This window comes from Streptosporangium brasiliense, from assembly GCF_030811595.1.
Classification (GTDB): Bacteria; Actinomycetota; Actinomycetes; order Streptosporangiales; family Streptosporangiaceae; genus Streptosporangium; species Streptosporangium brasiliense.
Map to the genome: position 1 here is coordinate 2,764,051 of NZ_JAUSRB010000002.1, position 22,428 is coordinate 2,786,478.

19 protein-coding genes are annotated in these 22,428 nt (G+C 72.2%); 3 read left to right on the top strand and 16 right to left on the bottom strand.

Annotated elements, in window-relative coordinates; genetic code table 11:
* Positions 1-120: 120 nt before the first annotated feature.
* Together J2S55_RS21525 and J2S55_RS21530 are read left to right on the top strand one after the other, a co-directional pair.
* Positions 121-825 carry an aggregation-promoting factor C-terminal-like domain-containing protein gene (locus tag J2S55_RS21525; RefSeq protein WP_306863884.1) on the top strand — a complete coding sequence of 235 codons (705 nt, stop codon included), beginning with the start codon at positions 121-123 and terminating at the stop codon, positions 823-825.
* A gap of 60 nt (positions 826-885) precedes the next feature.
* Entirely contained in the window at positions 886-2,865 is a 1,980-nt protein-coding gene (locus J2S55_RS21530) for a glycosyltransferase family 2 protein (RefSeq protein WP_306863885.1), read from the top strand.
* Here the strand turns inward: J2S55_RS21530 and J2S55_RS21535 are convergent.
* From J2S55_RS21535 to J2S55_RS21585, 11 genes are all read right to left on the bottom strand, one after another.
* Complete coding sequence (locus J2S55_RS21535) at positions 2,850-4,241, bottom strand: 3-hydroxybutyrate oligomer hydrolase family protein (protein ID WP_306863888.1); 1,392 nt, start codon at positions 4,239-4,241, stop codon at positions 2,850-2,852. The genes J2S55_RS21530 and J2S55_RS21535 overlap by 16 nt on opposite strands.
* A 3-nt stretch (positions 4,242-4,244) precedes the next feature.
* On the bottom strand, positions 4,245-5,258 hold the full coding sequence (locus J2S55_RS21540; RefSeq protein ID WP_306863891.1) for an alpha/beta fold hydrolase: 1,014 nt from the start codon (positions 5,256-5,258) through the stop codon (positions 4,245-4,247).
* Between the two features lie 20 nt (positions 5,259-5,278).
* Positions 5,279-6,607 (bottom strand): MFS transporter, encoded by a 1,329-nt coding sequence (locus tag J2S55_RS21545; RefSeq protein ID WP_306863894.1) that lies wholly within the window; start codon positions 6,605-6,607, stop codon positions 5,279-5,281.
* A 152-nt stretch (positions 6,608-6,759) separates the two neighbouring features.
* A complete protein-coding gene (locus tag J2S55_RS21550) occupies positions 6,760-8,673 on the bottom strand; it encodes a helix-turn-helix domain-containing protein (RefSeq protein WP_306863897.1) in 1,914 nt (637 codons plus the stop codon).
* Between the two features lie 237 nt (positions 8,674-8,910).
* Positions 8,911-9,657 (bottom strand): 3-hydroxybutyrate dehydrogenase, encoded by a 747-nt coding sequence (locus J2S55_RS21555; RefSeq protein WP_306863899.1) that lies wholly within the window; start codon positions 9,655-9,657, stop codon positions 8,911-8,913.
* Positions 9,658-9,756: 99 nt separating this feature from the next.
* A complete protein-coding gene (locus J2S55_RS21560; protein ID WP_306863902.1) occupies positions 9,757-10,326 on the bottom strand; it encodes a GyrI-like domain-containing protein in 570 nt (189 codons plus the stop codon).
* A gap of 52 nt (positions 10,327-10,378) precedes the next feature.
* A complete protein-coding gene (locus tag J2S55_RS21565) occupies positions 10,379-10,765 on the bottom strand; it encodes a tautomerase family protein (RefSeq protein WP_306863904.1) in 387 nt (128 codons plus the stop codon).
* 26 nt (positions 10,766-10,791) lie between these two features.
* Entirely contained in the window at positions 10,792-12,183 is a 1,392-nt protein-coding gene (locus tag J2S55_RS21570; RefSeq protein ID WP_306863907.1) for a class II fumarate hydratase, read from the bottom strand.
* A gap of 36 nt (positions 12,184-12,219) precedes the next feature.
* A complete protein-coding gene (locus J2S55_RS21575; RefSeq protein WP_306863909.1) occupies positions 12,220-13,917 on the bottom strand; it encodes a serine/threonine-protein kinase in 1,698 nt (565 codons plus the stop codon).
* Positions 13,918-13,952: 35 nt separating this feature from the next.
* Positions 13,953-15,086 (bottom strand): serine/threonine-protein kinase, encoded by a 1,134-nt coding sequence (locus J2S55_RS21580; protein WP_306863911.1) that lies wholly within the window; start codon positions 15,084-15,086, stop codon positions 13,953-13,955.
* Positions 15,087-15,155: 69 nt separating this feature from the next.
* Positions 15,156-15,764, bottom strand: coding sequence for a superoxide dismutase (locus J2S55_RS21585; protein WP_306863914.1), 609 nt, complete (start codon positions 15,762-15,764; stop codon positions 15,156-15,158).
* 154 nt (positions 15,765-15,918) lie between these two features.
* Here J2S55_RS21585 and J2S55_RS21590 point away from each other — a divergent pair, with 154 nt between their 5' ends.
* Positions 15,919-16,434, top strand: coding sequence for a GNAT family N-acetyltransferase (locus tag J2S55_RS21590; RefSeq protein WP_306863916.1), 516 nt, complete (start codon positions 15,919-15,921; stop codon positions 16,432-16,434).
* A 234-nt stretch (positions 16,435-16,668) separates the two neighbouring features.
* On the opposite strand, the gene J2S55_RS21595 is transcribed toward J2S55_RS21590, so the two are convergent.
* The 5 genes from J2S55_RS21595 to J2S55_RS21615 all read right to left on the bottom strand — a co-directional run bounded on the left by J2S55_RS21595 (position 16,669) and on the right by J2S55_RS21615 (position 22,422).
* Positions 16,669-18,723 (bottom strand): protein kinase domain-containing protein, encoded by a 2,055-nt coding sequence (locus tag J2S55_RS21595; RefSeq protein WP_306863917.1) that lies wholly within the window; start codon positions 18,721-18,723, stop codon positions 16,669-16,671.
* Positions 18,724-18,870: 147 nt separating this feature from the next.
* A complete protein-coding gene (locus tag J2S55_RS21600; protein WP_306863920.1) occupies positions 18,871-19,287 on the bottom strand; it encodes a TIGR03668 family PPOX class F420-dependent oxidoreductase in 417 nt (138 codons plus the stop codon).
* 128 nt (positions 19,288-19,415) lie between these two features.
* The gene (locus J2S55_RS21605) at positions 19,416-21,068 is read right to left on the bottom strand and encodes a fumarate hydratase (RefSeq protein WP_306863923.1); all 1,653 of its coding nucleotides are present in this window, start codon (positions 21,066-21,068) and stop codon (positions 19,416-19,418) included.
* Between the two features lie 224 nt (positions 21,069-21,292).
* Entirely contained in the window at positions 21,293-21,427 is a 135-nt protein-coding gene (locus tag J2S55_RS21610; protein WP_306863925.1) for a hypothetical protein, read from the bottom strand.
* Complete coding sequence (locus J2S55_RS21615) at positions 21,427-22,422, bottom strand: DMT family transporter (protein WP_306863927.1); 996 nt, start codon at positions 22,420-22,422, stop codon at positions 21,427-21,429. The genes J2S55_RS21610 and J2S55_RS21615 overlap by 1 nt, the downstream gene beginning before the upstream one ends.
* Between the last annotated feature and the right edge of the window lie 6 nt (positions 22,423-22,428).

Here is a 22,428-nt window from a genome sequence, read left to right on the forward strand (position 1 = left end):
GTAGGCGGCAAAAAAACCGGCGGCCGCCCAGGGGAACACCAACCAACTCTCCCGTTCGGGTTGCGGACCACCCCCCTGTCCACGGCAAGCTCATAGGTCGTGAGTTCAGGACCGCCGCACGTGAAGGAGCACTCAGCTCCCCGCCCCCGCCGCACGGCCGGAAAACCGGCCAAGGCCAAGAAGCAGGGGTGGCTGACCCCCAAGCGCGCCGTCATCCTCGGCACGGCGGCCGTGATCCTCGTCGGCGGCGGCGGCTTCACCGTCTACACCGCCGTCCAGAACGCCTCCGCCCCGGCGGAGGAGCCGCTCAGCCTGGGCGATCTGTCGAAGATGCTCAGCGGCGACCCGTTCGCGCCCGATCCCCAGAGCGACGTGCTCAAGGCCCAGGCGGCCCAGGCCCTCAAGGCCGACAAGCTGAAGGCCCAGCGCGACCACCGCAAGCCGCTGGACCAGATCGTGATCCCCAAGGAGGCCCCCGGCGGCGGCGGCTTCGACCCGCAGCAGCTCCCGCCCGGCACCGCCAACCCGACCGGCAACAAGGCGCTGGGCAAGCAGATGCTGGAGGCGCGCGGCTGGGCCGACCAGTGGGGCTGCCTGGAGAAGCTCTGGATGAAGGAGAGCGGCTGGAACGAGCGGGCGATGAACCGCTACAGCGGCGCCTACGGCATCCCGCAGTCACTGCCCGGCCACAAGATGGCCAGCGCCGGAGGTGACTGGCAGACCAACGCGGCCACCCAGATCGAGTGGGGACTCGGTTATATCAAGGGTCGTTATGGCACGCCTTGTGGTGCCTGGGGCCATTCCCAGGCCAAGGGCTGGTACTGAGACACCAGGAGTCGGCAAGTCTGACCGTCTGCCGCCCGCCGGCATCGCACGCTTGGCCGTATGGATGTGAAGGTCAGCGTGGTAGTGCCGGTGCACAACCCCGGTGATATCGCCGACGCGTGTATCCGTTCGCTGCTGGAACAGTCGATGCCCTCGGAGGAGTACGAGGTCATCTTCGCCGACGGCGGGTCCGACGACGGGATCCAGCAGCGCCTCGACTCCGTCGCGGCGGTGCGGCCGAACGTCCGGGTGCTCCATCTGGGCCCGGACGGCTCGCCGGCCCGCGCGCGCAACGTCGGGATGGCGATCGCCAAGGGCGAGTACGTCTACCTGATGGACCAGACGGACCGCCTGGAGCGGGCCGCCCTGCGGCGGATGTACGAGCGCGCGGTGGAGACCGACGCCGACATCCTCGTCGGGCGCCTGGTCAGCGACCAGGGCCCGCCGCCCTCCACGGTCTTCGACGGCAACCGGGAACGCGCCGACATCTTCAGGGACCGGCTGCTGTCGCTGCTCACCCCGCACAAGCTCTACCGCAGGACGTTCCTGGACGCCGAGGCGCTGACCTTCGCGGACTCCGGCGGGCGCCTGGCCGAGCAGGCGTTCGCGCTCCGGGCCTACCTGCGGGCCAAGGTCGTCGCCACCCTGGCCGACCAGGTCTGCTGCCACGTCGAGGAGCGGCCCGAGCCGCCGGGCGACCCCTACGTCTGGGGCGCCGAGCTGCGTGAGCTGCTCGACATCATCGACTTCGAGGTCCCCCCCGGGCGCCAGCGCGACCGGATGTACGCGCACTGGTTCCGCACCTCGGTGCTGCGCCTGCTCGGGGGAGGCCGGTTCGTCTCCGCCTCCTCCAGGGAGCGGGCGGCCACCTTCACCAGCCTGCGCGAGCTGACCGTGCAGCGCTTCCCCCCGCGCCTGGACCCCTACCTGCCCGTGCACCTGCGCGCCCGCGCCGCGCTGCTGCGCGCCGGCCGGCTCGACCAGCTGGTCGTGCTGGCCGAGGCCATGCGCGGCACCCGCCTGCAGGCCGACCTCAGGGAGGTCGTCTGGGACGACGGCGCGTTCATCATGGGGCTCAGCGTGGAGATCCTGCGGGGTGACGGGTCCCCGACGCGTTTCCTGCCCCACGGCGAGGACGGCCTGCTCTGGGAGCCGCCCGTGCCCCTCGACGGCTTCCGTCTCGCGCCCGAGCTGGCCGACGTCTCCCAGTCCGCCGCCCGCGCCCGGTTCGAGGTCTACGTCAGGCACGAGGACACCGGGCTCGTCTACTTCCTCCCGGTGACCTGCTCGATGATGCGCTCACGCCACCGCAACGGGGTCAGGCTCCAGGTCGCCGGCACCGCCCGGCTGGACGTCGCCTCCGCCGCCATGGGCCGCCCCCTGCCGCCCGGGCTGTGGGAGATCCACGTGCGTATGTACGGCGGAGCCCACCACGCGCGCACCCGCGTCACCGGCTCCCCGCTGAACTGCACCGGCGTGCTGGCCGACTACTCCAAGCGGCTGGTCATCCCCTGGTGGTCGGACCGGGGCGAGCTGGGCGTCTGCGTGGAGCCCCGCTCGTTCGCCGAGTCGATCGTCCTGGTCTCGGCGGGGACGACGATCACCCGGCAGCGCGAGCACGTCTTCGTCGTCGTGCCCGTGCCGTACGTGCCGCCGAGCGGGGGGCCGCCCGCCGAGCTGGTGCTGCGCCACGAGACGCGCCGGGAGCGCGAGGTCTGCGTGCCGGCCCTGGTCGAGCCGGGTGTGCCCGGCCAGCATCCCGGGCGGCTGGTCGCCAAGATCCCCACCCGGCTGACCCGCCGCGACGGCGCCCTCGCGCCAGGCGACTGGGTGCCGTTCCTGCGGGTGGACGGCCCGGAGGTGGGGCTCCGCTTCAAGGTCGGGATGAGTCGCGGCGGCCGGGTGGAGATCTACGAGTCCGCCGGGGGGACGCCCGCGCCCCGGAACCCGCTGCTCAAGCGCATCGCGCGGCGGATCCCCGGGGCACGGGGCGCGGTCCGGCTGACCCGGACCGTACAGGAGCGTTACCTGGCGAGCTGACACTCGTTGGCGAGGTCTCCGCCCGCCGGGCGGGGCAGGGTCGCGCTCGGCGGCGGGCTCTGCCGCCGCTCCACCCAGTCCGTCAGGGCCTCGAACGCGCTGCGGAAGCACGGCAGCAGCGGGCGGAGCCTGTCGGGGTAGGCGGCGTAGAGGCTGTCCACGTGGGTGCCGTCGGTGACCCGGTAGTACCGGAACGGCCGGCGGTCGCCGACCATGTCCGCGTAGACGTCGCCGGAGCGGGAGATCGGCAGCAGCGTGTCCAGCGTGCCGTGGAGCGTGATCAGCGGCTTGCCGATCCGGCCGGTGAGCCCGATCCTCTCCACCGCCCGGTACGGCCTGCGCGCGTCGTAGTCGTAGTCGGTGTCGCAGGCCGGGGTGCCCGTGGCGCAGAAGGGCGTGCCCGCCTCGGTGTCGCCGTCGAAGTCCGGGTCGAGCTCCTCACGGTAGACGCGCTGGGTGAGGTCCCAGTAGTACTGGTAGTGGAACGGCCACAGGAACTCCGAGCCCTTGGCGAACCCGGCGTCGTACATCGCCTGGGCGTCGCCCGCCGGGTAGGCCCGCAGCGCCGGGGGCAGGAAGGTGAGCAGGTTGTCGCCCTCGACCCGCCAGAGCGTGCCCTCCCAGTCGACCCCGCCGTCATACAGCCAGGCCCGGTTCTCCAGCTGCCAGCGGACCAGGTATCCGCCGTTGGAGATGCCCGCGGCGTAGGTCCGCTCGGGGAGCCTGCCGTAGCGCCGCGCGACGGCCGCCTTGGCGGCGACCGCCACCTGCGTGACCCGCCGGTTCCACTCGGCGACCGCGTCGCCCGGCCGGCGGCCGTCCTTGTAGAAGGTGACCCCGACGTTGCCCTTGTCCGTCACCGCGTAGGCGTAGCCCTTGGCCAGCGCCCAGTCGGAGATGGTGAAGTCGTTGGCGTACTGCTCCCGGTTGCCCGGGGTGCCGGCGACGACCAGCCCGCCGTTCCACCTGTCCGGCAGCCGGAGCACGAACTGGGAGTCGTGGTTCCAGCCGTGGGTGGTGTTGGAGGTCGAGGTGTCGGGGAAGTAGCCGTCGACCTGGATGCCTGGGACGCCCTTGGGGTTGACCGCCCCGGCGGGGTGGAGTCCGGCCCAGTCGGCGGGGTCGGTGTGCCCGGAGACCGTCGTGCCCGCCGTGGTGAGGTCGTCCAGGCAGGCCGTCACCTGGTGCTCGGCCCCCGGGACCGTCACCCGGTCCAGGCGCGCGCAGTGCGCGCCCACCGGGTCCCGCTCCGCCGACACCCCGGCGCCCGCGGCCGGCGCGCCCGCCAGCAGGGCGGCGGCGGTGATGACGGCGGTGACGGCGCCGAGCCCGGCGGCCGGCACGGCGCGCCCGCGTGATCCTGACGGTGTGCGCATCGCTCAGCTCCGCTTCAGGTGGTCGACGAGGGCGGCGCGGAACTCCTCGGGCCGCTCGACGTGCGGGCTGTGCCCGGAGTCGAGGACGACCTCGCGGTGGTCGCCGTAGCGCTGGAGCGCGGCCCGGGTCTGGGCGATCATCGGCTGCGCGGGGGTGCCCGGCGAGCCGGGGACGACGCCGAGGGCGCCGAGGTGGGCCAGGTCGAACAGCGAGGTGTCGGAGACGATCACGTCGGCCGCGCCGCGGATCCACAGGATCGGCGGCTTGGGGTCGATGGTGTGCAGGTCGTCCAGCCGGAAGTGCGTGGGGGCCAGCGCGTTGAGCACCCCGCGGGTGCCGGGGGCGACCCCGGGCCACACCTCGGAGGCGACCGCGTCGCCCGGGTAGTGGTCCTCGCCGATCCTCGTCGACAGCATCGACTCCACGAGGGCGTCCTCGTCCTCGACCACCGTGCCCGGCTTGACGTACGCGCTCCGCAGGACGTTCCTCGGCGACACCGGGGAGTCGTCGGAACGGTCCCCGGCCGTCAGCAGCTTCACGAAGTCGGGGTTGGCCGCCCCCGCTCCGCCACCGACCCCGTCGGGGTGGTTCAGCGCGCCGTCCGGCCCGTGCGTTCCGCCGAAGCCGTACGGCGAGACCGGGTTGACCAGCGTCACGCTCCGCACGGCGGCCGGCCGGTCGCGCAGCGCCTGGAGCACCACGCCACCGCCCATGCTCCAGCCCACCAGGTGCACGCCGTCCAGATCGAGGGCGTCGACCAGCGCGAGCACGTCGTCGGAGTAGTCCCGCAGGCCGCGGGTGGCGTCGACCGGCGCGGGATCGCTGTCGCCGAAGCCCCGCAGGTCCACCGCGAGCGGCCGGTAGCCGCCCGGCAGGGCCGTCAGCGTGTCCCGCCAGAAGACGGAGCTCGACACGTTCCCGTGCACGAACAGGACCGCCTCGCCCCCGGTCTCGCCGGTCGAAAGCACGTTATGTGTGATCCGGGCGGTGGGCACCCGCCGGTTGTCCAGGCGCATCGAATGTCTCTCCGTACGGTTCAGCGGGTGGTGGGGGTCTTGGGGGAGTCGTCGGCGGCGCCCAGGGTGGCGAGGTCGCGGCCCCGGGTCTCCCGGGAGACGAACACGGTGATCAGGGTGAGCGCGGCGGCGGCGAGCATGTACAGCATGACCGGGAACGAGGAGTTGTAGGCGCCCAGCAGGGCCACCGCGATCAGTGGGGCCAGACCGCCGGCGACGATCGAGGCGAGCTGGGCGCCGATCGACACGCCGGAGTAGCGCATCCGCGTGGCGAACAGCTCGGAGAAGAACGCCGCCTGCGGGCCGTACATCGCGCCGTGCAGGATCAGGCCGACCGTCACCGCGAGGGTGACCGCGGCGAAGTTCTTGGTGTCGATCAGCGGGAAGAAGGCGAAGGACCACAGCCCCACCCCGGCCGCGCCGAGCAGGTAGACCGGCCGGCGGCCGAGCCTGTCGGAGAGCGCGCCCCACATGGGGATCGAGAAGAAGTGGATGGCCGAGCCGATCAGCACCGCGTTGAGCACGACGGGCTTGGTCAGACCGGCCGCCTCCGTCGCGTAGACCAGCACGAACGCGGTGAGCACGTAGTAGGAGACGTTCTCCGCGAAACGGGCGCCGATCGCGGTGATCACATCGCGCCAGTGGTACCGGAAGACCTCCACGATGGGCATGCTCGCCCTGGGCTTGGCCTCCGCGACGGCCTGCTGGAAGATCGGCGACTCGCTGATGGACAGCCGGATCCACAGGCCCAGCAGCACCAGCAGGCCCGACAGCAGGAACGGGATGCGCCAGCCCCAGCTCTGGAAGGCGTCGTCGGACTGGACCGCGGCCAGGACCGCGAGCACCGCGGTGGCCAGCAGGTTGCCGCCGGGGGCGCCGGCCTGCGGCCAGGACGCCCAGAAGCCGCGCCGCGCGGTGTCGCCGTGCTCGGAGACGATGAGCACCGCGCCGCCCCACTCGCCGCCGAGGGCGAAGCCCTGGACGAGCCGGAGCGCGGTCAGCAGCAGCGGAGCCGCCGCGCCGACCGCCGCGTGGGTCGGCAGGCAGCCGATCAGGAAGGTCGCGCCGCCCATCATCAGCAGGCTGATGACCAGGAGCTTCTTACGGCCGAGCCGGTCACCGTAGTGGCCGAACACCAGCGCGCCCAGCGGGCGGGCGACGAAGCCGACCGCGTAGGTGAGGAAGGCCAGCAGGGTGCCGGTCAGCGGGTCCGACTTGGGGAAGAAGAGCGCGGGGAAGACCAGCGCGGCGGCGGAGCCGTACAGGAAGAAGTCGTACCACTCGATCGTCGTGCCGATCAGACTGGCCGCGACGATCTTTCCGATGGGGGTGCGGGTTTTCTCTGACATCTCACTCACCAATGGGTAGCGCTGTTGGGGGGATGTCGGCTCACGGTACGTAGTGACCGGCGTCACTCCTATGGCTCCGGCCGCCATACCCGGTGGCTGGTCTATGTGGATGCCCGCGGACACCCGTGGAGGGCGGGGCGGGAGGGACGGCTTCAGTGGCTGAGGCGGTGGAGGCGCAGGGCGAGCTGGATCTCCAGGGCGCGCTCCGGATCCTGCCAGTCGGCGCCGAGGAGCTGGGCGACCCTGTCCAGGCGCTGGGTGACGGTGTTGACGTGGATGTGCAGGGCCTCGGCCGTACGCGACAGCGACCCGCCGGTGCCGAAGTAGGCGGTGAGGGTGCGGATCAGGGCGGTGCCCCGGCGGGCGTCGTAGTCGATCACCGAGCCGAGCGCAGAGCCGAGGAACGCCTCGATGTCGCGGCCGTCGCCGACGAGCAGCCCGACGAAGCCCAGCTCGGTGGCGCTCGCGCCCTCCCCGGCCCGGCCCAGGGCCAGCAGGGCGTCGGCGCAGCGCTGCGCCTCGCGGTGGGCGGCGGCCACCTCGGCGGGACCGCGCACCGGGCCCGAGGCGCCCGCGGTGGCGGGATGGCCCAGAGACCCGCTGAGCTCGGCCGCCACCCGTTTGGCGAGGTGGCCGGGCCGGTCGCCGGGCAGGAGCAGCACCACCTCGTCCCCGCGCAGGGCCGCCAGGCCGTGGTTCAGCGTGGCCTGGGAGGAGGCCCAGAAGGCGGCGCGCTCGCGCCGTCCGCCGTGGCGGACCACCACCACCACGTGGTCGGCGTCCAGATCCACCCCGACCCGCCGGGCCCGCTGGCCCAGCCCCTCCAGGGCGGGGCGGGAGATCAGGTCGTCGAGCAGCTCGCCCCTGACCCGGCCCTCCGCCTCGGCCACCGTACGCCGGAACAGCAGGAGCAGCGCGGTGACCAGCGCGGCCCGTTCGAGGATGCGCTGGTCGGTGTCGGCCACCTGGCCGTCGGCCCGCAGCACGAGCGTGCACAGCGGCTCGCCGCCCACGTCCACCGACGCGACCAGCAGGTTGCCCCGCTTGACGGTACGGCCCAGCGCCCGGGACGACTGCGCGGCGTCCGCGATCATGGCCGCGGTCGTCTCGGAGCCCTGCCGCGTGCCCGCCGGACCGCCCTCCTGCGCCGGCACGCCCGCCGCCAGCTCGCCCGGGTCCCCGGTGATCGGCCGTCCCGCGTCGTCCAGCACGACCAGCGAGCCGCCGAGCACCTCGGTGACCACGGCGGCGACGTCCCCGACCCCGCCGCCGCGCAGCACCAGCCCCGTCATCCGGTCATGCGCGAGCGCGGCCCGCTCCACGGCCTCGCTGTGCGCGTTGACCTGCCGGTTGGCCTCGCTGAGCTCCTCCAGGGCGTTCCTGGTCTCCTGCAGCAGCCGGGCGTTGTCGATCGCCACCGCCGCGTGCGCGGCCAGCGAGCCCAGCAGCACCACCTCGTCCTGAGTGAACGGCCGCACGCTCCGGTTGGCCGCGAACAGCACCCCGATGACCCGCGCGCCGAGCTTGAGCGGCACGCCCAGGATGGCGACCAGGCCCTCCTCGTGCACCGCGTCGTCGATGTGGAGCTTGTGCCGGAACCGCTCGTCGGCGAAGTAGTCGGCTGTCGAGTAGGGGGTCGCGGTCTGCGCCACCAACCCGCCGAGGCCGGCGCCCATGGCCAGCCGGAGCGCACGGAACTTGGCCGAGACGGAGCCGTCCGTCACCCGCATCCAGGTGTCGCCCCGCTCGGGGTCGTGCAGCGTCATGTAGGCGGCGTCGGTGCCCAGGAGCTGCCTGGCCCGGTGCACGATGGCCTCCAGCACCGCGTCGAGGTCCCGCAGCCCCGCCAGGTCACCGGCGGTGTCGAACAGCGCCGACAGCTCGGCCTCGCGTTTGGCCCTGCGCCGCAGCAGCGCCCGCACCTTCAGCGCGGCGAGCTTGGCCTCCTCCAGCTCGGCCAGCGTCGCCGCGTCCGCCCCGCCGGCCCTGGCGGCCAGGATGGGCCCCTCGAACTCGACCGCCGACGCCTCCCTGGCCAGCATTTCGAGAAAGACCCGTGCACTCATGTCTTCCATTCTGATTGCGACGCCGCGCGTCGCGGCTCGGGTGCTGGTGACCGGTGGCTTCCCTCGTCGCTCGTCCGCCGTGTTGTTCGCGACGCTGCGCGTCGCGGCTCGGGTGCTGGTAACCGGTGGCTTCCCTCGTCGCTCGTCCGCTGCGCTCCCTCGCTCCTCGGTCCAGCTCACCGGCGCACCCTCGCGGTCTGATTGCGACGCTTCTCGTTGCGACGCTGCGTTCCGGGGTCAGCGGGCGGTCCAGCCGCCGTCCACGGGGAGGGAGGTTCCCGTGATGAACGAGCCGTGGGGGCCGCACAGGTAGGCGACCAGTTCGGCGACCTCCTCCGGTTCGATCAGCCGTTTGACCGCCGCGGGGGCCAGCATGATCTGCTCGACGACCTCGTCCCTGCCGATGCCGTGGGACTCGGCCTGGGCGTCGACCTGGTTCTCCACCAGCGGGGTGCGGACGTAGGCGGGGCTCACGCAGTTGGAGGTCACGCCGTGCGGGGCGCCTTCCAGGGCGATGACCTTCGACAGCCCCTCAAGCGCATGCTTAGCGGTGACATATGCAGATTTGTACGGCGAGGCGCGGAGGCCGTGGACCGAGGAGATGTTGACGATCCGTCCCCAGCCTCGCCCGTACATTCCCGGCAGGACCGACCGGACCAGCAGGAACGGCGCCTCGACCATGACTTTGAGGATCTTCGAGAAGACCTCCGGCGGGAAGTCCTCGACCGGCGCCACGTGCTGGAATCCGGCGTTGTTCACCACGATGTCCACGTCGCCGGGGAGCGCGTCCACGAAGTCGGGTGCCGACAGATCCGCGACCACCGGCGTCCCGGAGACCTCGGCGGCCACCTTCGCCGTGGCCTCGGCGTCCATGTCGACCACCACCACATGCGCTCCGGCGGCGGCCAGCCGCTGCGCGCAGGCGCGCCCGATCCCGCTGCCCGCCCCGGTCACCACGGCTCGCCGCCCCGCTAGGTCACTCATGCTGCCGAATCTAGGCAATCAGCCGAATCCCGGCCCATGTCGGCAGCCACCATAGTCATGCCGCCACCTATGTGTGCCGTGCGGACCTGTCCGGGGCCGTCACCCGGAGGCGACGGGATAGCGGATGATGGTCCGCATCTTCTCCGGTGCCGTACGGCCCGGCACGGACAGGTAGATCTCCTGGTGCCTCCCGGCGACGGTCAGCCCCTGGTCGGCGACGAACTTCAGCAACCTCTCGACGGTCGCCGACTCCTCGCTGTAGGGGCCGGTGTGCAGGATCTGGGCCGCCCTGCCTCCGGGGGCGGTGGCGATCCGTATCCCGTCGACCTCCGCGCCGGGCTTCTTCCTCCGGACGGCGCTCACCGCCCGTGCCACCGCCTCGGGGGTGACCTGCTCCGGCTGGAGGATGCCCATGGTCCACCGCATGGACGCGCGGTCGTCGGGCGTGCCCTCCCACAGCCCTTCGAGGGGGGCGACCGAGTAGGTCAGCACCGGCTTGAGCTCCGCGCGGACCGTGTAGGCGACGCCGTACAGACCCTCGACGACGGCCTTGTAGTGGTCGCCGGACGGGTCTCCCGAGCCGTCCACCATGAGACAGGGGAGCGGGGGGACGTCCAGGAGCGCCGGGGCGGCCTTGGCCGTGTAGAGGCCGGGGTGAGTCTTCTTCATGGGGCCAGACTGGGCTCTCCCTTCAGGGGAGAGTCCAGCCGGCCTGTCGCGGTCAGACCGTGACCGGATAGGTGAGCGCCAGCTCGTCGCCGGGGACCCCGCGGATGCCCCAGTTGACCTGCGGCGATTCAATGATCACGATTTCCAGGTCCGCCGCCGGGAGGTCGAGCTCCTCCTGGGCCCGGGCGAACAGGGCGCGGATCAGGTCGCGCTTGGCCTCGTCCGACCGGCCCTGGAAGCAGACGATCTCCACGATCAGATACCGCTCGCTACGCTGCGGGCAGATCAGGTCCTCGGCGTCGAGCAGCAGGAACCGGTGGAACCTCTTGTCCTCCGGGAGCCGCCACACCTCGGTGAGGCAGCCGTGCACGGTGTCCGACATCTCCTGGCGCCGGCCGGACCAGACGTCGCGGCGGCCGTAGAACTTGATCTGGGTCATGGGGCGAGCCTCCCAGAGCCGTTGATCTACGACGGCGGCCGGGTCATGGACAGCACGTCGAGGAGGGCGTCGAGCTGCTCCTCGGTGAGGGTGCCCCTGGCGACGTGGCCGCGCTCGATGACGACCTCGCGGATGGTCTTGCGCTCCGCCAGGGCCTGCTTGGCTATCTTGGCCGCCTCCTCGTAGCCGACGTGCCGGTTGAGCGGCGTGACGATCGACGGGGACGACTCGGCGTATTCGCGCAGGCGGTCGGTGTTGGCCGTGATGCCGTGGACGCAGCGGTCGGCCAGCAGCCGGGAGGCGTTGGCCAGCAGCCGGATCGACTCCAGCACGTTGCGGGCGATGACCGGCAGCATCACGTTGAGCTCGAAGTTGCCCGAGGCCCCGGAGAAGGCGATGGCCGTGTCGTTCCCGATGACCTGCGCGGCGACCATGCACACCGCCTCGGGGATCACCGGGTTGACCTTGCCCGGCATGATCGACGAGCCGGGCTGGAGGTCGGGCAGGTTGATCTCGCCGAGTCCGGCGCGCGGGCCCGAGCCCATCCAGCGGAGGTCATTGGCGATCTTGTTGAGCGAGACCGCGACCGTGCGGAGCTGGCCGGAGAGCTCCACGACGGCGTCCCGGGCGCCCTGGGCCTCGAAGTGGTCGGGGGCCTCGGAGAACGGGAGGCCGGTGGCCTCGCGGAGCTTCTCGATGACCTGCGAGGCGAAGCCGGGCGGGGTGTTGACGCCGGTGCCGACGGCCGTGCCGCCCAGCGGGAGCTGGGCGAGATGGGGGATCGCGCCGCGCACCCGGGCGATGGCGTTGTCGATCTGGGTGGCGTAGCCGCCGAACTCCTGGCCGAGCGTGACCGGGGTGGCGTCCATCAGGTGGGTCCGGCCGGCCTTGACCACCTGGTCGAACTCCAGCGACTTCTCCCGCAGCGCGGTGGCCAGGTGCCGCAGGGACGGGATGAGGTGGTAGGTCACCTCGGTCGTGGCGGCGACGTGGATGGAGGTGGGGAAGACGTCGTTGGAGGACTGCGAGGCGTTGACGTGGTCGTTGGGATGGACCGGGCGGCCCAGCCGCTCCTCGGCGAGGGTGGCGATCACCTCGTTGGCGTTCATGTTGGAGGAGGTGCCGGAGCCGGTCTGGAAGAGGTCGATGGGGAACTCGCCGTCCCACTCGTTCTCCGCCACGTCGGTGGCGGCCTCGGCGATGGCCTGGGCCAGCTCCTTGTCCAGCACCCCCAGTCCGGCGTTGACCTCGGCGGCGATCGCCTTGATCAGACCCAGCGCGGCGATGTGCGGGCTCTCCAGCCCGCGCCCGGATATGGGGAAGTTCTCCACCGCTCGCTGGGTCTGCGCCCGCCACTTCGCGTCCGCCGGGACACGTACGTCACCCATCGAGTCGTGCTCGATCCGATACTCGCTCATGGGTCCAGTCTGCGTCGTACGGGATAAAGCGGGAATTCAGCTCAGGGTCGCCGCCGCCAGGATCACGATCAGCACCAGGGCGAGGGCCGCGACCCCCATGAGGACGATCAGGCCGACCCGGGTCCTGGGCGGCGTGGTCGTCTGCTCTCCCTTGCCGCCCTGTCCCGCGATCGCGAACAGGTCGGTCCCCAGCCCTTGATACCGCGGGTCGCCCCGCCTGGGCTCCTCAGGTCCCGCCTGATGCGGATGGCCGCCGGGCACGCCCGGTCCCGGCTGGTGCGGGGGGCCATCGGGTGTTCCCGGTCCGGGCTGTTGCCAGGGGCCCGGTGGCACGGGGCCCCCGTGACCGGGCAGCCACCCGGCGTCCGCCGGCTGGTCGTCCGGGGCGCTTCCCGGCCGCGGTCCCACCGGGGACCCCGGCCCCCAGGCCACCGGCGTGCCCGGCGCGGCCGGACCACGCCCGCCCGCGACCGGCGTGCCCGGCGCGGCCGGGCCGTGCCCGCCCGTGGCCGGCATGCCCCGCCGGGGCGGGCCGGACGGCCCAGGCCCGCCCGGGGCCGGTGCTCCGGGCCCGGCCGGCGCGCTGCCCGGCAGGCGGTCCGCCGGGAGACCCACCGCCGGGGTGTCCTGGGGGGAGGCCGGAGCGGGCGGCGGCCCGGCGGCGGCCGGGGACGGGTGGCCGGTGGGCAGGCGCAGGCCCCCCTTGGGGCGGACGACCAGCATGGTGCGGTCGGCGTCGTACTCCTCGTCCGCCGGGGCCGGAACGGGGGCGGCCGGAGCCGCGGGGCCCGCAGGGGCGGCACTCGCCGGGGCGGGAGGGCGCACCGGCGCGACCGGGGCCGCGGGGGTGACGGGCACGGCGGGCGCCACCTGCGCCACCGGCCTGACGGGTGCGGACCCTGCCGAGGTCGAGGGGGTCTCGGCCACGGCCCGGAGCGCCGCCGCCGCCTGGGCGGAGGTCAGCCGCGCCGTGTGGTCCCGCTCCAGGAGCTGCTCCAGCACGGGGCGGAGCGGCCCGGCCTGGGTCGGCGGGTCGGCCCGGTCGGTCATCAGCGCGGCGAGGGTCTCGGCCACCGAGGACCGCTCGTAGGCCGGCCGGCCCTCCACCGCGAAGTAGAGCGTGGCGCCCAGCGACCAGAGGTCCGACTCGGGGCCGGTGTGCTCCCCGCGGGCCCGTTCGGGCGCCGTGTATCCGGGGGAGCCGATCACCATGCCGGTCTTGGTGAGGTTGGTGTCGCCCTCGGCCTTGGCGATGCCGAAGTCGGTGAGCACCACCCGGCCGCTCTCGGTGATCAGCACGTTGCCGGGCTTGACGTCGCGGTGGAGCACCCCCTGGGCGTGGGCGGCGCGCAGCGCCCCGAGGAGGTCCACCCCGATCTCGGCGACCAGCCGGGGCGGCAGCGGACCCTCCTCCTCGATCACCTGCTCAAGGGAGCGCGCCTGCACGAGCTCCATGATGATCCACGGGCTGCCGTCCTCGATGATCGCGTCATGGACGGTGGCCACGGAGGGATGGCTGATGCGGGCAGCCGTGCGGCCCTCGCGGATCATCCGCTCTCGAAGTTCGGCGCGCTGTGCCTCGCTGAGCCCGGACTCCTGGCGGATCTCCTTGATCGCGACCTCGCGGCCCAGGGAACGGTCGTAGGCACGCCAAACCGTGCCCATGGTCCCCCGGCCGAGCGGTGCGATCAGCTCGTAGCGGTCAGCGAGCACGCGCGTCTGCTGTTCCGGCATGAGAAGAAGATAGCGATTCTTGCTTGAAGAACGCTTTATCCGCGCTTACGGAGTTCCCTGGGCCACAGAAGTCGTGGGAGCACCAACCGGATGAAAGGTGTCATGAACCGGATGAACGGACGCTGAGCAGGGGGGCGCTCCACCGGTTTGCGGTGCACCCCCTCGGCCGGGCGCCGGTGCCCGCGGGGCTGCGGGACCGGGGTCGGCACAGGCAGCGGGGCCGGGATCGGCGCGGAGCCCACCCGGTGCGTCCCGCGGTGCTGCGGGCGGCGGTTGAACGGCGGGACCGTGATCGTCGCGGTGCTCCGGACGGGCTTGCTCGCGGTCCGGGCGATCGGCTCCTCGGCGGTGCCGCCGGCCGCCACCCGGGCGAGCATCAGCGAGGCCCGCACCGCGTCGAGCCGGGCATTCGGGTCGATCTTGAGCAGGCCCTGCAGCACCGGGGTCAGCGGTCCGGCCTTCTCCATCGGGATGGGCTCGCCGCTGGTGAGGGCGGCCAGCGCGGCGGCGGCCGTACGGCGCCCGTGCAGGCCGCGGCCCTCGACGGCGGTGTAGAGGGTCGCGCCGAGCGACCACAGGTCGGCGGAGGGGTGGGCTTTGGCGCCCAGCACGCGCTCGGGAGCGATGTATCCGGCCGAGCCGAGCACGATGCCCGCCTGGGTGATCGACACGTCGCCTTCGAGCGCGGCCAGCCCGAAGTCGGTGAGCACCGCCCGGTCGTCGGTCACCAGGACGTTGCTGGGCTTGACGTCGCGGTGCAGGATCCCCTTGGCGTGCACGGCCCGCAGCGCGCCCAGGACCTGCCGCCCGATCTCCGCCACCTGGCGCGGCGGCAGCGGGCCCCGGTCCTGGAGGAGCTGCTCCAGGGATCGGGCCCGGAGCAGCTCCATCACGATCCAGGGGCGCTCGTCCTCGGTGACGACGTCGAAGACGGTGATCACCGAGGGATGGGCGACCATCGCGGTCGCCCGCCCCTCACGTTCGGTCCTGGCGCACAGCTCCGCACGCAGCTCCTCGTCGAGGACGAGGGGCAGCCGCACCTCCTTGACGGCCACCTCGCGGCCGAGCAGCTCGTCGTGTGCTCGCCAGACGGTGCCCATGCCGCCGCGCCCGACCGGCTCCGACAGCCGGTAGCGCGCTGCAAGAAGGTATCCGGACGGCGCACGCATGTGGGGCAGCTTACCGATTTGCGTAATGCGACCAGTAGAGACCGGGCCGAATCTTCTTGCGTTCTTCGGTCAGATTTTCGTGCTCGTAACTGTTGAGAAACGCTCGGTGACGTCCGCCCAGTTGACGAGCCCCCACAGCTTCTCGACGTAGTCGGGGCGCACGTTGCGGTACTGCAGGTAGTAGGCGTGCTCCCAGGCGTCGAAGACCAGCAGCGGGGTGGTGTTCATGCCGACGTTGCCGTGGTGGTCGTAGACCTGCTCGACGACCAGGCGGCGCGAGAGCGGCTCCCAGGCCAGGATGCCCCAGCCGGAGCCCTGGACGCCCGCCGTGGCGGTGGTGAGCTGCTTCTGGAAGGCGTCGAAGGAGCCGAAGTGCTCGTCGATCGCCGCCGCCAGCTCGCCGTCGGGGCGGTCGCCGCCGTCGGGGGAGAGGTTCTGCCAGAAGATCGAGTGCAGCACGTGCCCGGACAGGTTGAAGGCGAAGGTCTTCTCCAGTCCGACCAGGCCGCCGAACTCACCCTTGTCGCGGGCCTCGGCCAGCCGCTCCAGCGTGTCGTTGGCCCCCTTGACGTAGGCGGCGTGGTGCTTGGAGTGGTGCAGCTCCAGGATCTCGCCGGTGATCGCGGGCTCCAGCGCCGCGTAGTCGTAGGGCATGTCCGGAAGGGTGTAGTCGCCCATGGGGTCTTACCTCCTCGTTGATCAATACTCCTCCGGACACTATTGCAACTTGCTTGCATCTGCATCAGTCCTGCGACCTAGGTCCTGTCGCTATTGCGAATAAGTCGCATCTACATCATCATGGCAAGAGTCAGTTCGGTCCGATGGAGGTCTCGTGCTTGCAGGGCTGACCTTCGACGTAGTGCCGGCCACCGCAGCCTTGAGGTCGGTCTACGCGGCGGCGTTCGCACCGCCGCCGTGGTGCGAGACCTCCGACCAGATCGACGCCTTCGCCGAACGGCTGGCCGCCCACGTCCGGATGCCCGGATTCCACTGCGACGTCGCCTATCTGGACGGTGAGCCCGCCGGGTTCACCTACGGTTTCCCGACCCCGGATCCCTGGCCGGAGGACCGCCTCTACCTCCCCATCGCCGACGCGGTCGGCGACCTGTCGGTCCTGGCCTCCCGCTTCGAGGTCCACGAGGTCGCGGTCGACCCCCGCTGCGCCGGCCGTGGCCTCGGCGCCGCCCTGGTCCGGCGCATCGCCGCCGCCGCGGGCCGGTCCTGGCTGGTCACCTCGCCCCGGGCCACCGCCGCCGTCCGCCTCTACGAACGTCTCGGCTGGCGCTGCCTGCGCGAGTTCACCGCCCGTGGCGAGACCTTCCGGGTCTACCTCTCGCCCGGCGCCTGAGCCTCCGTACGGCCCGCCCGGCGCCTCGGCCTCTCATGGGGCGCGCCGGATGTCCGGGCCGCCACCCGGCCCGCCCGGCGTCTCGGCCACCGCACGGCCCGCCCGGCGTCTCGGCCACCGCACGGCCCGTCGGATGTCCGGGGCTCCGTACGGCACGCGGCCGCGGTCCCCGCGCGCCGTCGCTACTCCCTGCCCGCCGGCGGCGACGGCCTTGTCCGCCGGCGGCGACCGTCGCTACTTCTTGTCCGCCAGCAGCGAGTAGCGCACCTCGTCCCCCACCTGGGCGGCGGCCAGGCGGGTGAGCCGGTAGCCCTCGCGCCGGAGCTGCTTCAGACGGGCCACGTGCCGCTGGGCGGTCAGTCCGCTGTAGCAGGACCAGGCGCTCTGCTGCTGCTTCCACACGGCCGTGTACTTCCCGTCGGGGGCGATCGTGACATCCGGCCGGAAATTGTCGCGGGCCTGCCGGTCGAACTCGGCCTGGAACCGCTTGCCCGTCTGCCCGAAGGTGAGGTGCCAGTCGGTGCCCTCGGTGTTCTCCACCCAGGTCGCGGTGTAGCGGGGGTCGCCGGCGGTGCCGTAGGCGGTGATCCACAAGGGGATGTACCCCTTGCGCGCCGCCTCGGAGTTGCGGGTGCGGAGCTGGGCGCCGGTCAGCCCGAAGTAGGCCACATGGTCGACCGGGCGCTTCTCCATGACGAGCGCGAAAACCGTCGCCGGGCCGGTTCCGTGCGCGGCCGTGACCGTCTCCACGTAGCCCTTCGCGATCCACTTGTCCCAGAACGCCTGGTACTCGCCTCCCGTCAGACCGTGCGCGGTCACGTACGCGACACCCGGAGTCTTGCGCCACAGCGCCGTGTAGCCCCGGTCGGTGATGGAGATCGACAGCGGGCGGAAGCCCGCCGCCTTCAGGCGGCCGGCCCGCCGGCCGTGCTCGGCGGCGCCGACGTCGTAGTAGGCGCGCACGTCGCCGTCCCACACCGCCGGCGGCGAGCCGGTGGCCGGCTTGCTCTCCCCGAGGGGGCCCGCCGATCCGTCGCCGCCGTCGTCTTCGGCCGGCTCCTGTTCCGGTCTCCCGCCGCCGTCCTCGCCGGCCGGGTCCTGCTCGGGTTTCCCGGCGCCGTCCTTTCCGGCGGGGTCCTGTTCCGGTTTCCCGCCGCCGTCCTGCCCGGGTTTCCCGTCGCCGTTCCCTCCGGCGGGGTCCTGTTCCGGTCTCCCGGCGCCGTCCTTGCCGGCGGGGTCCTGAGACGGCCCCTCGCCGCCCGGCTCCGGCTGCCGGACCCGCTCGACGGAGCCGGACCCCGACCCCTGCGCCGTCGTCCCGCCGCCCGGACCCAGCTCCGCCTGCCGTACGGCCAGCACCACCCCGGTGGCGGCGGCCAGCGTGAGCACCGTGCTCCCGGCGGCCAGCAGGACGCGCGTCCGGCGCCGCCGGACGGCCGCGTCGGTGACGTCCATGGTGCTGAGCTGCGAGGGCGGCACGGAGGAGCCGCCGACCAGCCGCACCATCAGGTCCACCGAGCTGGGGCGGTCGGCGGGCTGTTTGGCGAGGGCCGCGGCCACGACGGGCCGGATCTGCTCGGAGAGCGCCGTGAGGTCCGGCTGCTCGGTGAGGATGCGGTGCATGATCGCCGGGATCTCGGCTCCCCCGAAGGTGTGCCTGCCCGTCGCGGCGAACGCGATGACAGCGCCCCACGCGAACACGTCGGCCGCGGGCCCCACCCGCTCGCCGTTGAAGACCTCCGGCGCCATGTAGAGGGGCGTGCCCAGCATCTGGCCCGAGGTGGTCATGGTGATGCCGGGCAGCCGGGCGATGCCGAAATCGATCAGGCGTGGCCCGTCGGGCCCCATGAGGACGTTGTCCGGCTTGACGTCACGGTGGACGATGCCGGCCTGGTGGATCGCGGCCAGCGCCGAGGCGAGCCCCGTCGCCAGCCGGTGTACGGCGTCCTGGTGCAGCGGGCCGCCGGCCGTCACGAGCTCACCCAGGCTGGGGCCCTCGATGTATTCGCTGACGATGTACGGCTGCCTGCCTTCGAGGTCGGCCTCGACGATCCGGGCGGTGAACGCCGGAGCGGTGCGCCGGGCCGTCTCCAGTTCGCGGGCGAAGCGCTCCCGCAGCTCGCCGTCGGCCCAGTTGGGCAGGTGAGGTACTTTCACCGCGAACCGCCGACCGGCCTCGTCCGCGCCCAGGAACACCACGCCCTGGCCACCGCTGCCCAGCCGGCCCGTCAAGCGGAACCGCCCGATCTGGGTGGGGTCGCCCGGCTGCAGTGGCTGTGTCTGCCTCATGGGTGCAGATATACCGGAAAGATCAATTAAAGGACAGCATGATCATACTTCTGTGATCTGTCCGGCCGGCGTGCGGTCTCCGCCGTCCCGGTCACGCCGGGGCCCTGCCCGGCGCGGCCTGATCGGCCGGGACCCGCCTGGTGGGGGCTACGGGCACGCGTATGACCAGCCCGTCCAGGACTCCACCTCGATGAGGACGACCGGACCCCGCGGCGGGCGGTCACGGTAGGGCGGATATCGCTCCGCCAGCCGTGCCAGGGCCCGTTCCCGGGACGGGCCCTCTCCGGTGATCCGCGCCCTGCCGTCGGCGCGGACCCACCACAGCCGTGACCAGTCGTCGTCGTAGTGGTCCACCAGCAGGCACACCCGGTCGTTGGCCGCGATGTTGCGCAGGCGGCGCAGGTCCGTCGTCCGCTTGGGCTTGTGGTCGACCGCGAAGGCGACCGTGTCGCCGTCCAGGTCGAAGGTGACCGGCACCAGGTGAGGCGTGCCGTGGGCGTCGGCCGTGGCCAGCCGGGCGACCCGGGCCGCCTGGAACCTCGCGCGCGCCTGCGCCTCGTCCATCCAGCCATTCAACCAAGCGGCCCGCGGGGCACGCCGCAGGAGGACCCGCCCCGCCGACCGGCCGGACCGCGGACGGCGAAGGCCCGGCTCGCGGGGAGCCGGGCCTTGCGTGATCAGGTGTCAGGGGGTCAGCGGCGGCCGATGGACAGGACGGGGCCGGTGGAGTCGGTGAAGAAGTCCTCGCCCTTGTCGTCGACGACGATGAAGGCGGGGAAGTCCTCGACCTCGATCTTCCAGACGGCCTCCATCCCGAGCTCGGGATACTCCAGGACCTCGACCTTCTTGATGCAGTCCTGGGCGAGACGGGCGGCGGGGCCGCCGATGGAGCCGAGGTAGAAGCCGCCGTGGGCCTTGCAGGCGTCGGTGACCTGCTTGGAGCGGTTGCCCTTGGCGAGCATGATCATGGAGCCGCCCGCGGCCTGGAAGCGCTCGACGTAGGAGTCCATGCGGCCGGCGGTGGTGGGGCCGAAGGAGCCGGAGGCGTAGCCCTCGGGGGTCTTGGCGGGTCCGGCGTAGTAGACCGCGTGGTCCTTGAGGTATTGCGGCATCTCGCCGCCGTCGTCGAGGAGCTCGCCGATCTTGGCGTGGGCGATGTCGCGGGCGACGACCAGGGGGCCGGTCAGGGACAGGCGGGTCTTGACCGGGTATTTGGTGAGCTCGGCGAGGATCTCCGGCATCGGCCGGTTGAGGTCGATGTTCACGACGTCGTCCGACAGGTGCTCGTCGGTGGTCTCCGGCAGGAACTGCGCCGGGTCGGTCTCCAGCTGCTCCAGGAAGATCCCCTCAGGCGTGATCTTGGCCAGGGCCTGGCGGTCGGCGCTGCAGGAGACCGCGATGGCGACCGGGCAGGAGGCGCCGTGCCGGGGCAGGCGGATGACGCGGACGTCGTGGCAGAAATACTTGCCGCCGAACTGGGCGCCGATGCCGAGCTTCTGGGTGAGCTCGAAGACCTTGGTCTCCAGCTCGGTGTCGCGGAAGCCGTGGCCGCTGGGGGAGCCCTCGGTGGGGATGGAGTCCAGGTAGCGGGCGCTGGCGTATTTCGCCGTCTTCAGGGCGTATTCGGCGGAGGTGCCGCCCACGACGATCGCCAGGTGGTACGGCGGGCAGGCGGCGGTGCCGAGCGAACGGATCTTCTCCTCCAGGAACTGGAGCATCCGCTTCTCGTTGAGGACCGCCTTGGTCTCCTGGTACAGGAAGGACTTGTTGGCGCTGCCGCCGCCCTTGGCCATGAACAGCAGCTTGTACTCGTCGGCGTGGCCGTGCGGGTCCTCGGCGTAGAGCTCGATCTGCGCGGGGAGGTTGGAGCCGGTGTTCTTCTCCTCCCACATGGTGATCGGGGCCATCTGGGAGTAGCGCAGGTTCAGTTTGGTGTAGGCGTCGTAGACGCCGCGCGAGATGTGCTCGGCGTCGGCGCCGTCGGTGAGCACGTGGCGGCCGCGCTTGCCCATCACGATCGCGGTGCCGGTGTCCTGGCACATCGGGAGCACGCCGCCGGCCGAGATCGAGGCGTTCTTCAGCAGGTCGAGGGCGACGAAGCGGTCGTTCCCGCTGGACTCGGGGTCATCGATGATCTTGCGGAGCTGGGCGAGATGGGACGACCGGAGATAGTGCGAGATGTCGTGGATCGCCGTCTCGGTCAGCAGCCGGAGCGCCTCGGGGTCGACCTCCAGGAACCTGCGGCCCGCGGCTTCGACCACGCGCACCCCCTCGGCGCTGATCAGACGGTATCGCGTCTCATCCGGTCCCATGGGGAGCAGGTCGGTGTAGTCGAACTCGGGCATCGTCTTCGATCCTCCGTGCCGGGGGCCTTCGGTGCTCCTAGAGGGTACGGCCTCCCGATCGCGCTCGGCCGCCGTGGTGGGGGAGGGGGTCGCGTCCTCCCTCATCCCGTGGCCGATGGAGTGATATGGCCTGAAAAAGAGTATTTGGGGGAAGCATTAGCCACTCATGGCGTCCACCGTCCCGACATGTCCGAAGACACAGAGGAAGCTGGAAGAGGACCGGGTTAATCGGCCAGGACGGAGCCGGAGGGCATCGTGGACACCATCATGAGCAGCAATATCGTCATGATCGCGATCATCGCGGTTGTCGTGATCGTCGGGCTGACCGTCTCGTTGATCGTCCTGACGCTCAGGAACATCAGGGAGATTGACGGGCAGACTCCCCAGTGGCCGGTGAGTTGGCCGGAGCCGCCGGTGAAGTTGCCCCAGCAGCAGGTGGACGTCCCCCAGCAGCGGGCGAGCCTTCCGCACTCGGAGACGAACCGGCCGCGCTGAGGCCGATGACGATCCCGGCGATCACCAGGGCGGCCCCCAGCAGGTCGGGCACGGAGGGCGTGCCCAGGCCGAGGACCACGCCGGTGACGATGGCGCCGACCGGGATCAGCCCGGCGAACAGCCCCGCGGTACCCGGGCCGAGCCGCGGGAGCGCGTCGTACCAGAGGAAGAACGCCACGGCGGTCACGATCAGCGACTGGTAGCCCAGGCCCAGGGCCTCGGGGAGAGTCGGCGTGCGCAGCATCGCGCCGCCGTCCGCGAGCAGGCCGGCGACGGCCAGCAGCGGCACGGCCAGCGCCGCCGAGTAGGCCGAGACACGGACCGCCCCCAGCTTGGGCAGCAGCGGGATGGCCAGCAGCGAGAAGCAGATCTCGCAGAACAGCGCCCCCAGCGACCACATCAGTCCCGACAGGTCGCCGCTGCCCAGCCCGGTGGCCAGCGTCGCGCCGGCCACCACCACCGTCGCCGCCCCGACGACCCGCGGCGAGGGACGGCCGTCGAGCAGGGCGAGCGCCAGCGGAACGGTGCCGAGCACGGTGCCGACCAGGGCGGGGCCGCCGTGCCGGGTGGCCTCGATCACGCAGACATTGAAGATCACCAGCCCGAACAGCGACAGCGCGACCAGCAGCGCGCCCTCGCGGAGCGTGAGCCGTACGGCCCGCAGGCCCATGGCCCGGGTGACGGCGAGCAGGACGGCGGCGGCGAGCAGGTAGCGGAGAGCCTGGCCGCCGTAGACCGGATAGTCCTGGATCACGCCGGAGACCCCGGCCAGGGTGCCGACCAGGAACATCGCCCCCGCCGCCTGGCCCAGGCCGCGCCCCCGCGTGGCGGGGACGGCTGTGATGACATCTGCGTTCATGTCGGC

Bases quoted from the DNA above. Each gene is read 5' to 3' on its own strand.
- J2S55_RS21535 (WP_306863888.1), bottom strand. From the start codon at position 4,241: ATGCGCACACCGTCAGGATCACGCGGGCGCGCCGTGCCGGCCGCCGGG.
- J2S55_RS21595 (WP_306863917.1), bottom strand. From the start codon at position 18,723: ATGAGGCAGACACAGCCACTGCAGCCGGGCGACCCCACCCAGATCGGG.
- J2S55_RS21580 (WP_306863911.1), bottom strand. From the start codon at position 15,086: ATGCGTGCGCCGTCCGGATACCTTCTTGCAGCGCGCTACCGGCTGTCG.
- J2S55_RS21610 (WP_306863925.1), bottom strand. From the start codon at position 21,427: ATGTTCCTGAGCGTCAGGACGATCAACGAGACGGTCAGCCCGACGATC.
- J2S55_RS21560 (WP_306863902.1), bottom strand. From the start codon at position 10,326: ATGAAGAAGACTCACCCCGGCCTCTACACGGCCAAGGCCGCCCCGGCG.
- J2S55_RS21550 (WP_306863897.1), bottom strand. From the start codon at position 8,673: ATGAGTGCACGGGTCTTTCTCGAAATGCTGGCCAGGGAGGCGTCGGCG.
- J2S55_RS21600 (WP_306863920.1), bottom strand. From the start codon at position 19,287: ATGGACGAGGCGCAGGCGCGCGCGAGGTTCCAGGCGGCCCGGGTCGCC.
- J2S55_RS21570 (WP_306863907.1), bottom strand. From the start codon at position 12,183: ATGAGCGAGTATCGGATCGAGCACGACTCGATGGGTGACGTACGTGTC.
- J2S55_RS21530 (WP_306863885.1), top strand. From the start codon at position 886: ATGGATGTGAAGGTCAGCGTGGTAGTGCCGGTGCACAACCCCGGTGAT.
- J2S55_RS21585 (WP_306863914.1), bottom strand. From the start codon at position 15,764: ATGGGCGACTACACCCTTCCGGACATGCCCTACGACTACGCGGCGCTG.
- J2S55_RS21605 (WP_306863923.1), bottom strand. From the start codon at position 21,068: ATGCCCGAGTTCGACTACACCGACCTGCTCCCCATGGGACCGGATGAG.
- J2S55_RS21565 (WP_306863904.1), bottom strand. From the start codon at position 10,765: ATGACCCAGATCAAGTTCTACGGCCGCCGCGACGTCTGGTCCGGCCGG.
- J2S55_RS21545 (WP_306863894.1), bottom strand. From the start codon at position 6,607: ATGTCAGAGAAAACCCGCACCCCCATCGGAAAGATCGTCGCGGCCAGT.
- J2S55_RS21615 (WP_306863927.1), bottom strand. From the start codon at position 22,422: ATGAACGCAGATGTCATCACAGCCGTCCCCGCCACGCGGGGGCGCGGC.
- J2S55_RS21575 (WP_306863909.1), bottom strand. From the start codon at position 13,917: ATGCCGGAACAGCAGACGCGCGTGCTCGCTGACCGCTACGAGCTGATC.
- J2S55_RS21555 (WP_306863899.1), bottom strand. From the start codon at position 9,657: ATGAGTGACCTAGCGGGGCGGCGAGCCGTGGTGACCGGGGCGGGCAGC.
- J2S55_RS21540 (WP_306863891.1), bottom strand. From the start codon at position 5,258: ATGCGCCTGGACAACCGGCGGGTGCCCACCGCCCGGATCACACATAAC.